This is a genomic window from Moritella sp., assembly GCF_033791185.1.
In the GTDB taxonomy this organism is placed as follows: Bacteria; Pseudomonadota; Gammaproteobacteria; order Enterobacterales; family Moritellaceae; genus Moritella.
The window spans coordinates 1-11,274 of sequence record NZ_JASJHF010000135.1 but is presented as its reverse complement, the minus strand read 5'-3'; the positions used below and the strand labels follow the sequence as shown (position 1 = coordinate 11,274).

Here is an 11,274-nt window from a genome sequence, read left to right as displayed (position 1 = left end):
GAGCCATAAGCTCTCCCACAATTTTCCTAGGCGAATATAAAAAAGGCAGTCACATATAACAGGACTGCCTTAACACTGAATCAAATTAGCACTGCAATGCTTATGGACGAATTAAACCATCACCAATTGCAATCCATTTATAGGTGGTTAATTCTTCTAATCCCATCGGGCCACGCGCATGTAATTTTTGCGTTGAAACCGCCACTTCAGCGCCTAAACCGAACTGACTACCATCGGTGAAGCGCGTACTTGCATTCACGTAAACAGCCGCTGAGTTAACCGCATTTAAGAAACGCGTCGCATTGCTTAGATTGTCCGTCAAGATCGCATCAGAGTGCTCTGTGGAATGCTCACGGATATGTACAATAGCTTCTTCAACGTCCTCAACCACTTTAACGCCTAATACCAACGCCAGCCATTCCTGATCAAAACAATCAGCAGTTGCAACGTGCACGTTTTTCGCATTTACGTTTGATAAGGCAATATGCGCTTTTGGCTCTGCGCGCAATTCAACAGCACTTTTTTCTAAGCGTTCAGCTAATAACGGCAAGAAATTAGCTGCAATGTCTTTATGCACTAATACTGTATCCAATGCATTACAAGCTGAAGGACGCTGTACCTTGGCATTCTCAATAATCGCCAATGCATCTTCAACATTAGCAGATGCATCAACAAATGCATGGCAAATACCCATACCACCAGTGATGACTGGAATAGTGCTTTGCTCTTGGCACAGACGATGTAAACCTGGACCACCACGTGGGATGATCATGTCGACATACTTATCCATTTTTAATAATGCTGTCACCAATTCACGATTTGGATCTGCAATTACCTGAATTGCATCTTTTGGTAACTGTGCCTTTTCTAATGCTGCTTGAATTACATCGACTAACACAACATTTGAATGAACGGTTTCTTTACCACCACGCAAGATGGCAGCATTACCTGTTTTTAAACTTAATGCAGCAATATCAATCGTTACATTTGGACGCGCTTCATAAATCACGCCCATTACGCCTAATGGAATACGGCGTTTCGATAAACGTAAACCGTTTTCTAATACTTTGCCTTCTGACTCTGCGCCTACTGGATCAGGCAATGCGATAACACTGCGCACATCAGCAATAATGTCAGCGAGTCTTGCTTCTGTTAATAATAGACGATCAAGTAACGCATCCGTTAAACCGTTTTGCTTACCCGCATCAATATCTTTCGCATTGGCGACTAAAATATCGGCTTGGCGATGCTCAAGTTCACAAGCAATACATTCTAATGCATTATTCTTTGCTGCCGTTGTTAGCGTTGCTAATACATAACTCGCAATCTTGGCTTTTTTTCCTAATTCTTGTAACACGCTATCTTCCTTAAAATAAAACTAAATCATCGCGGTGTATGGCTACAGCACCGTAGCCGTAGCCTAACTTGCTTTCGATATCACACGAATGACAACCTGCAATGGTAGCAAGCTCATCACTGGTATAACGACAAATGCCACGTCCGAGCAATTTGCCTTGTAACGATTGCAGTTGAATCACATCGCCACGTTTAAAGGTTGCCGACACCTCAGAAATACCTTTCGGTAATAAACTGCTGCCTTTTTGTTTCACCGCATTAACCGCACCATCGTCAATAATCACCAGACCCGATGGCGGCGGGCCCGCTAAAATCCATTGTTTACGACTTTCTAATGGACTGATATGCGAAGGAAATAAGGTACCAACACGCTTGCCGTCAGCAATCTGCAGTACCACATCTTCGGCAATACCCGCAGCAATAACGACATCAATACCCGCTCTGCAAGCAATTTCAGCCGCTTGCAACTTAGTTGCCATGCCACCAGTGCCAAGACCACCGACAGTACCACCCGCTAATTGACGTAATTCATCATCAATTACATCGACAACCTCAATCAGTTTCGCATCGGGGTTATTACGTGGGTCGGCGGTAAACAAGCCTTGTTGATCGGTTAACAATATTAAGGTGTCGGCATTGGCTAGAATCGCTGCCAGCGCGGATAAATTATCGTTATCACCGACTTTGATCTCAGTCGTTGCGACCGCATCATTTTCATTAATAATCGGTACAATGCGATTATCAAGTAATGCACGCATGGTATCACGCGCGTTTAAAAATCGTTCACGATCATCAAGATCAGCACGTGTTAATAACATCTGGCCAACATTGAGACCGTAGATATTAAACAGGCTTTGCCAAGTAAAAATAAGCTGACTTTGGCCAACAGCGGCCAACATCTGCTTATTTGCCATGGTGGGGGCCAATTCAGGGGCGCCTAAATGCTCACGACCAGCCGCAATTGCGCCCGACGTAACAACAATAATATCATGCCCTTGTTTGTACAATTGCGCACATTGACGAACTAGCTCAACCATGTGTGCACGATCTAATTTCGCTGTGCCACTGGTTAATACACTAGTTCCTAATTTCACCACTATGGTTTTCTTAGCCATTTAACTCATTCTCGTTACTAACTTAACCAGTATTTTGACCTGAGAAGCACTTTTATACAATAGGGGAAAGCTTGATAGGCGGGGAAAGTACAGTGAAACACCATACTTTAATCAGATCTAACGCTGCATTTATTAGTAGACCGCAGGATCAAGGTCAATTAATAAAAATAAAGACATAATCATGATGTTATGCCGCAGACAAGATCAAGGTTTTAGCCAAGATGGAGGATGGTTTTAGGTTAAAGCCCAATTGCTCGATCAGACACACAGATAACTTTTCATAAAATGCATTCAGCGATTTTGTGACATCATGTTTAAACGCTTTGGGTATGGGCGCAACGATCCACTCACCAGCTTTATTATACGTTCCAAATTGATAATGATATTCAAACGTGTCATCCACTAATTTCATCTCTAACCACCAACCGTGAAACTCACGTTCTTCAGGCTCAATATTAGCATCAACACAGATGCTAAAGCAGTCGAAGTAAAAAGAAGTGGGCTGGCAATTATTCTCTCTTAAATAAGGGCCGAGAGCATTTAAAATACGGATACGTTTACGAAAATAAATCAAATTTGGGTCAGTCGGTATTGGCATAATTATTATCTCTTATTTGCTTAGCGTGATGAGTTAAGAGCTATAAATGATTCACTGTAAATATCGAGGGGGGTAACTATTAAGTATAGTTAATAATAAAGGTAGGGCAAATAATACGACTAAATAATTTGGAATTTACAGGAGATAATGTTGGTGAAATGCAGTGTCGCAATTTACGACACTGTTTAATAACGAGAATACAGACTGACGTATACTCTCGTTAGTTTAATTAACCTTGTTTACAGATTGGTTCTACAAATTCAATAGCCATATCCCAAGGTAATTCAATCCAAGTATCTTGGCTAATAGCGGTAACAAAATCATCAACTAAAGGCTCGCCAAGCGGCTTAGCATAAACAGTGACGAATTTACCTTTAGGGTACATTTGGCGTATTTTCTTCGCCGTTTCACCACTATCTACTAAGTCATCAATAATAATAAAACCTTCGCCGTCGCCCGGAGCAGATTTTAATACTGTCATATCACGCTGATGATCGTGGTCGTAGCTTGAAATACATACTGTATCAACATGACGTAATTCTAATTCACGAGCAAGAATAGCTGAAGGAACTAAACCACCACGGCTCACCGCAATAATACCTTTCCACTGTGATGCAGGAAGAAGCTTACGAGCAAGTTTACGCGTATCACGCTGTAAATCATCCCAAGATACTATAAATTTATCACTCATTTAACCAACCTCTGTATACACTTAGCGAACGAACTAAAGTGTAGCTATATAAAATCATCAACGAAGGATTTATGTACAAAAAAACCCTAATTTGTACACTCAATTTGCAACCCGTAAAGATACCAGCACTTGACTCTCAGGACAAGTTATTAGCTAGTAATCCCCCTTATAGGGCAGGATAAAACTACAACTTGTTTACAGTATCGCAGAACTATAGATTAACACAGTATATTTGGCATATTCCTCTTTACTATCTTAATAAACTGGAACATCCTTTGTATAATGCTAAATATAATGATTAATTCCAATTAAGGAGCTACCAAAGTGGCAAATTTAAGTAATTTAGAACCGCAAGTTGTTTGGAATATTTTTGAGCAAATGTGTGCAAACCCACGTCCTTCAAAGCATGAAGAGAAAGTATCTGCGTGGATCCAACAATTAGCGAAAGATCATAATATCGAATGCAAAGAAGATAAAGTAGGTAACCTTATCCTACGTAAAGCCGCAACGGCAGGTATGGAAGACCGTCAGGGTGTGGTATTACAAGCGCACATGGACATGGTTCCGCAAAAAAATTCTGACACCGAACATGACTTTATTACAGACCCTATCGATGCCTATGTTGACGGTGAATGGGTGACAGCCCGAGGCACAACATTAGGCGCAGATAATGGTATTGGTCTTGCGGCAAGCCTTGCAGTTATCTGTTCAGACAATATTGAACATGGTCCACTTGAAGTACTTGTAACTATTGATGAAGAAGCAGGCATGACAGGTGCATTTGGTCTCGAAGCGGGTTGGTTAGAAGGTGATATCCTACTAAACACAGATTCAGAAGACGAAGGCGAAGTTTACATGGGTTGTGCAGGCGGTATTAACGCTAACATCCAATTCCCACTGCAACTTGAAGCAGCGCCAAGCGATCATCAAACATTTGAGATCACAGTCAAAGGTCTAAAAGGCGGCCACTCAGGTGTTGATATTCACCTTGGTCGTGGTAATGCCAACAAATTATTAGCACGTTTTCTAAAAGAAGCGGGTCGTGATATTGGTATTCGAGTTGCTGCAATTAATGGTGGTACGTTACGTAATGCGATCCCACGTGAAGCGTTTGCAACAATCACCGTCGCACCAGCACAACGTGAAGAATTTAAAGCGTGCCTCGAGTTTTTTGCTCAAGCAATCAAAAAAGAACTCAGTGCAACAGAACCGTTTATCGAAGTAAGCTTAACGCCAATAGTTGAACAACCACAAGTATTAACAACTGACTGCCAGACTCGCCTTGTTGCAGCCTTAAACGGCGTATTCAACGGTGTGATGCGCATGAGTGACGAAGTTGAAGGGGTTGTTGAAACATCATCAAACATCGGCGTAGTACAAACAGAAAATGATAGCGTATTTATCCAATGTTTGGTCCGTTCGCTCTCTGACACTTGCCGTATTGATGCACAAGAAATGGTCGCATCAGTATTTGAATTAGCTGGCGGTAAAGTAGTATTTGACGGCGCTTACCCAGGCTGGAAACCAGATACCACATCACCAATTATGCAAGTCATGCGTGAAGTATACGAGACCGAATTTGGTTCATTACCTAAGATCATGGTGATCCATGCCGGTCTTGAATGTGGCTTATTCAAAACATCTTACCCAAACATGGATATGGCTTCATTTGGTCCAACGATCTGCTTCCCACATTCACCAGATGAGAAAGTAAATATAGCCACTGTTGGTCTGTTCTGGAAATACTTACTGGCAATCCTAAAAGTGATTCCAACTAAGTAAGTTAAATCATGTTGTACCGCTCGATTCAGTAAGTGTGAGTCCTAGGTCTATGCTCATAAAGCCAAGTCTCGTACTTGGCTTTTTTGTAGCTGAAATACAGATATACATAAAAATGGAATAACCATCATCGACATATTGCGCCTTGTTCTGTTATCCCTGCTAGTCTCTGATATAGCATCTTAAAATAACTTGGGTATATAACGTCAGTATCATAATGCTATAACGTTCTTTAATGGTGATCGCCTATGAATGAAATTCTCGAGCTGCAGACTAATCAAGTCTCTTTTATCAGCGGATTAATGGCTGGTTTTTCTTTATCCATTGCCGCACAGATCTTACGCAGCAACCGAAAAAGTATCTATAGCACTATCACCTTACTGATGTTTACCCTGACATCTTTGCTCTTTGTGGTGGCACTTTATATCGATGTGCGTTTAAGTATTGAAGTGGCTACCATTACCACTTTCTCAGCCCCAGTATTAGAAAAAATCAGCCAAGTACGAGCGATTGGCACAACGTCTGCGAGTATTGCCCTGTTCTTATTCATTATCGCCATTGGCATGCTAACTTGGCTGCAAGGAAAAGTGGCTGGAATATGTGGGACACTACTCGCCTTTGTCACCATCTTGTTAGTCATCATCGCCAAATATAAAATTGATGCTCTTGCTCTGTTGTTACATACATAACCGTTGCGATGTTATACCACCACAGTAATCATAGTGTATACCCATTGAGGGATGACGCTGCAGAGCAATATTTGCTATAATTTAGTTATATAAACGATCCTATTTAAAGAATAAGTGAGTGATAATGAAAAGAATGTCCATTTTAATAATTAGTCTAGCAAGTTGCTTTTCGACATTTATGGTGCAAGCAAGTAGCGCCGATGAGGCGTGGGATGCATCTAAAAACGCAATGGGAGAAGCATGGGATAAAACCAAAGAAGCAACAAATAAAGCAATGGAAGCCGCGAAGGGCAAAACCGATGAGCTATTAGTAGAAAGTGCGGATAACAGCGATGAGTGGTTCGAATCCTTAAAACAAGGTGCAGAATCAGGCTGGGATAAAACCAAGCAAAAAATAGAAGAGTTACAGAAAGAATTAGATGAAGCCAAGCAATCAGCATCAGAAGATGAAAAAGAGCAGGAACAATCGGCACCTAAAACAGCGCCGGTTGATAACGCTATTCCTGAATGGCAAAAAGCTTAGCACCAAAAATTTAGCACTAAGCTTTATTAAACAAGATATTAGCAATCAACATAATCTGGTGATGACTTAGTGATTAAATACCACTGCCCCCCACTTCATCACTCTCTTCATGTAAACCACATTCACGCTTTAAACCAAAGAAGCGGGTATCTTCTTCTGTCATGCCTGCTTGTAGAGGTTGAGATGTATGCACATCGCCGACAGATACATAGTTTTGCTCCCACAACGGATGATAATTTAAGCCGTTATCTTGCAGATAATAATGAATTTCTTTGTTACTCCAATCAATGATAGGCAAAAATTTAAAACAGCCATTTTGAATAGACAATACCGGTAATGCCTCACGACTTGATGACTGACTACGGCGTAAACCAGAGAACCACACTTGTGCCCCGAGTTCTTTCAGTGCACGCTTCATTGGTTCAACTTTATTAAGCATATTGTATTGAGTTATGCCCTCAACACCTTGTTCCCATAATTTACCATAACGCGACTCCTGCCAAGCAGGTGACTGTGGCGCGGTATATATTTGTAAATTAAGACTAAGCTGCTGAGTTAACTCATCAATAAACTGATAGGTTTCGGGGAATAAATACCCCGTATCAGTTAAAATAATCGGAATATCAGCTTTAAACTGGGTTAATAAATGTAGACAAACGGCCGCTTGGATACCAAAGCTAGAGGACAATACCAGCTTGTCACCTAACTCAGTCACAGCCCAATCGACACGTTGCTGCGCAGTCATGTTCTCAAGTTGCGCATTAACCACTGTTAAAGCCGCTTTCTGACTAGCCTTATCTAAGGTTAATAATTCATCTAGGTTCAATTTAACCATGAAAATCTCTCGACGCAATAATTACAGGTTTAATGACGTCACTACGTACCACAAAATCACCAAAGCGTTCATCAGCTAATGCATTCGTTGCCCATGCAGCAATTAATGTATCCAAGATCGCTAAGATCTCTGCTTCACCAATGTTTTCTCGATACATCTTGTTTAAACGCATGCCATTATTCTTCGCACCCAAATACATGTTGTATTTACCTGGACCTTTACCAACAAAACCAACTTCCGCTAAGAATGGACGGCCACAACCATTTGGACAGCCCGTCATACGCATCACAAAGTGTTCACCTGGAATACCGTGTTTGGCCAATAAACCTTCCACTTTCGTCACCAGTGATGGTAAATAACGTTCTGCCTCAGCCATTGCTAACGCACATGTTGGTAGTGCAACACACGCCATCGAGTTCAAACGTTGCTGACTTAATTCGTCTGAATACAACCCATATAGACGTGCGAGATGCTCTATTTGCGCTTTATCTGGTTCAGCTACACCAGCAATGATTAAATTTTGGTTTGCTGTCATTCTAAAATCACCTTGATGGATCTTAGCAATTTCAACTAACCCGGTTTTAATCGGATGAGTTTCAGTATCAACAATACGACCATTTTCAATAAATAGGGTTAAATGCCATTTATTATCAACGCCTTTTATCCAACCAAAACGATCACCACGGGTGGTAAACTCAATCGCTTTAGGTGTTTCAAATTTAATGCCCGAACGCAATTCAACTTCGGCACGGAATTTATCAACGCCATTGTCTTCCAAGGTGTATTTCAAGCGCGCACGTTTACGATCAGTTCGGCAACCCCAATCACGTTGCACTGTTAATACTGCTTTAGCAATTTCAACCGCATCTTCTGGTTTTACAAAACCTAAGTCATCCGCTAAACGAGGGAAGGTATTTACATCACCATGGGTTGTCCCCATGCCCCCACCAACGAGCACATTAAAACCAGCTAATTTACCGTTATCACCTACAGCAACAAAATTTAAATCATTGGCGTGAATGTCCACATCATTGTGGGGTGGAATAGCGACAGCGATCTTAAATTTACGTGGTAAATAAGTTGGCCCGTACATAGGTTCAACTTCATTACTCGTTACTTTTTCGCCATCTAGCCATAATTCAGCATACGCATTGGTATTTGGTAACAAGTCATCACTTAAACGAATTGCCCACGCATACGCCTCTTGGTGTAATGCTGATTCCACCGGATTTGGCGTACACATTACATTACGGTTCACATCACCACAGGCCGCAATCGAATCTAAATCAACTGAGCCTAATGCTTGAATAAGCGGCTTTACTTGTGGTTTTAAAATACCGTGATACTGAAATGTTTGACGCGTCGTTAAACGGATACTGCCATAAATAGTCAGGTCACTGGCAATGCGATCGATCTCTAGCCATTGCTGCGGAGTACAGATCCCACCAGGAACACGCGCTCGTAGCATAAAGCTATGGCGAGGTTCTAATTTTTGTTTCTGACGTTCAGCGCGGATATCACGGTCATCTTGTTGATAAAAGCCATGGAATTTAGTTAATTGCATATCATCATCTGACAGTCCGCCAGTGATCTGATTTGCGAGACCTTCAGCGATAGTACCGCGTAAAAGATTACTTTCCGTTTTAATGCGTTCGTTAACCGCTAATTTTATATCGCTCATCAGTAAACATCCCTCTGATAACGTTTATTCCGACGTAGTTCAGCGATATACTCTTCTGCTTCACTACGCGCTAATTTACCTTGTTCTGCGACAATATCGATCAATGCTTCATTGACATCTTTCGCCATTCTATCGCCGTCACCACACACATATACATGTGCACCTTGCTCTAACCAGCGATACAATTCTGCCGCATTTTCACGTAAGCGATCCTGAACATAAATCTTATCAGCCTGATCACGTGAGAAAGCCACATCCATCTTAGTCAGTAGACCTGATTTTAAATAATCCTGCCATTCAGTTTGATACAAAAAGTCATCAGTAAAATGTTGGTTACCAAAGAATAACCAGTTGTTACCAGCGGCTTCACGTACATCACGCTCTTGTACAAACGCGCGGAATGGCGCAATACCCGTTCCTGGGCCAATCATGATCACAGGTGTTTCATCATTACTTGGTAGGCGGAAGTTATCATTGTGTTCAACAAAAACTTCAATTTCAGCACCTTCTTCGAGACGTTGAAGGAAGCCTGAAGCACCGCCAATACGTTGATCTCCACTTTGCTGGTAGTCTACTACAGCGACAGTTAAATGCACTTCGTCTTCCGCTTCATTAGGACTTGAAGCTATTGAGTAAAGGCGTGGAGTTAACTTGCGTAAACCACCAAGTAGCTGCTCTGCCGTTAATTTCGCTTTCTTTTCATCAATGACGTCTAATATTTGACGACCATAACAATAATTACGCAAGGCCGTTTTATCATCGAGTAACTTAGCTAATTTTTTCGAGCCCGATAGTTCAGCATATGCTTGAATGAAGCTTGGGTAGCTCTGGGTTAGTTCGAAACGATTGATCAGTGCGTCACGTAAACTTTGAGTTTCGTTAGCAACAGTAACCGTTTGAGCACCATCTAGTTCCAATTGTTCTAAGATGGCATCAACCAGAATAGGATCATTCTTAAACCAGATCCCTAAGGCATCACCGGCTTGATAACTAATGCCTGAATCTTCTAACGCGATCTCAACATGGCGAATGTCTTTAGTTGAAAAACGCCCTGTTATTTTTTGGTTCACGAGCAATTCTGTTTTAAATGGATTCTTTTTAGAATACGCATTAGTAACGTGATTTGAGGCGACAGCTGCAATTGGCGTGGCAGCCGTAGTCGCTTCTTTCAATGTAGCTTTAATTGCCGTAAGGGCTAGCTCGCTCCACGTTGCAACAGCATCATCATAATCAACATCACAGTCAACACGTGCAACCACAGCTTCAGCGCCCAATGCCGCTAAACGATCATCAAACTCTAAACCAGTTTGGCAATAAAATTCGTAGCTTGAGTCACCTAGTGCGCAGACACTGTATTTAAGCCCTGACACTTTCGGGGCTTTTTTAGAGGCTAAAAATTCATGGAAAGTAATCGCATCATCAGGTGCTTCACCTTCACCATTAGTACTTGCCACAATCAATAGGTGTGATTCTGTTTTCAATTCTTTGGCTTTATAATCAGCCATATTCACAAGTCGGGCTGCAATGCCTTGTGCTTGTGCTTGCTCATAAAGCTCTGTTGCAACACCTTTAGCATTACCGGTCTGTGAACCAAATAAAATAGTCACGCGTTGAGCAGGTTGCGTTGCAGGTCCCTGAACCTGTTGTTGACCTTCAGATGCTTGACTTATCCCTGCCAAATATCCACTTACCCACGCGGTTTGCGTTGGAGACAAATCATTAAGCGCTAATTGCAATTGTGATAACTGCAGTTCACTCAACGGACTCGCCAATGATGATAGTTCCTTTAATCGCATATTACGGCTTCCACTGTGCTGAATTAATTCAAGATTAACGACTGTTAAGAATAACCACAAAGAATAAATAATGATTTTTTATTCCTTTTTGTTATATGGGGCTAATTTGTTTGTGTATATGTCACCAATAAACCACCAACACGACCAACGTAAGTGCCACAACCCATTAACATTAACGGTTCAATTCAGGTCTATTACATGGCAAAATAGT

The 11,274-nt window shown here is 41.5% G+C and carries 10 protein-coding genes; 3 read left to right on the top strand and 7 right to left on the bottom strand.

What is annotated here, in order from left to right; all coding sequences use genetic code 11:
• Positions 1-100: 100 nt before the first annotated feature.
• The 4 genes from QNK26_RS07970 to gpt form a co-directional block, all read right to left on the bottom strand.
• Positions 101-1,357: a glutamate-5-semialdehyde dehydrogenase gene (locus QNK26_RS07970; protein ID WP_319222074.1), complete on the bottom strand. Its 1,257-nt coding sequence runs from the start codon at positions 1,355-1,357 to the stop codon at positions 101-103.
• Between the two features lie 10 nt (positions 1,358-1,367).
• Positions 1,368-2,471, bottom strand: coding sequence for a glutamate 5-kinase (proB, locus tag QNK26_RS07965; protein WP_319222072.1), 1,104 nt, complete (start codon positions 2,469-2,471; stop codon positions 1,368-1,370).
• 187 nt (positions 2,472-2,658) lie between these two features.
• Positions 2,659-3,069, bottom strand: a complete 411-nt coding sequence (crl, locus tag QNK26_RS07960) for a sigma factor-binding protein Crl (protein ID WP_319222070.1) — start codon at positions 3,067-3,069, stop codon at positions 2,659-2,661.
• Positions 3,070-3,298: 229 nt separating this feature from the next.
• The gene (gpt, locus tag QNK26_RS07955; RefSeq protein WP_319222068.1) at positions 3,299-3,760 is read right to left on the bottom strand and encodes a xanthine phosphoribosyltransferase; all 462 of its coding nucleotides are present in this window, start codon (positions 3,758-3,760) and stop codon (positions 3,299-3,301) included.
• A 324-nt stretch (positions 3,761-4,084) separates the two neighbouring features.
• Here gpt and QNK26_RS07950 point away from each other — a divergent pair, with 324 nt between their 5' ends.
• The 3 genes from QNK26_RS07950 (at position 4,085) to QNK26_RS07940 (ending at position 6,751) form a co-directional block, all read left to right on the top strand.
• The gene (locus QNK26_RS07950; RefSeq protein WP_319222066.1) at positions 4,085-5,542 is read left to right on the top strand and encodes an aminoacyl-histidine dipeptidase; all 1,458 of its coding nucleotides are present in this window, start codon (positions 4,085-4,087) and stop codon (positions 5,540-5,542) included.
• A 245-nt stretch (positions 5,543-5,787) separates the two neighbouring features.
• Positions 5,788-6,228: a phosphoadenosine phosphosulfate reductase gene (locus QNK26_RS07945; protein WP_319222064.1), complete on the top strand. Its 441-nt coding sequence runs from the start codon at positions 5,788-5,790 to the stop codon at positions 6,226-6,228.
• Positions 6,229-6,361: 133 nt separating this feature from the next.
• Positions 6,362-6,751, top strand: coding sequence for a hypothetical protein (locus QNK26_RS07940; RefSeq protein ID WP_319222062.1), 390 nt, complete (start codon positions 6,362-6,364; stop codon positions 6,749-6,751).
• A 73-nt stretch (positions 6,752-6,824) separates the two neighbouring features.
• Here QNK26_RS07940 and QNK26_RS07935 read toward each other — a convergent pair whose 3' ends face one another.
• Genes QNK26_RS07935 through QNK26_RS07925 form a run of 3 tightly spaced genes read right to left on the bottom strand, consistent with a single transcriptional unit; the run spans position 6,825 to position 11,063 of the window.
• Positions 6,825-7,586, bottom strand: a complete 762-nt coding sequence (locus QNK26_RS07935) for a phosphoadenylyl-sulfate reductase (RefSeq protein WP_319222061.1) — start codon at positions 7,584-7,586, stop codon at positions 6,825-6,827.
• Positions 7,579-9,267 carry an assimilatory sulfite reductase (NADPH) hemoprotein subunit gene (gene cysI / locus QNK26_RS07930; protein WP_319222060.1) on the bottom strand — a complete coding sequence of 563 codons (1,689 nt, stop codon included), beginning with the start codon at positions 9,265-9,267 and terminating at the stop codon, positions 7,579-7,581. The genes QNK26_RS07935 and cysI overlap by 8 nt, the downstream gene beginning before the upstream one ends.
• Positions 9,267-11,063: an assimilatory sulfite reductase (NADPH) flavoprotein subunit gene (locus tag QNK26_RS07925; protein ID WP_319222058.1), complete on the bottom strand. Its 1,797-nt coding sequence runs from the start codon at positions 11,061-11,063 to the stop codon at positions 9,267-9,269. Before QNK26_RS07925 ends, cysI begins: the two co-directional genes overlap by 1 nt.
• Between the last annotated feature and the right edge of the window lie 211 nt (positions 11,064-11,274).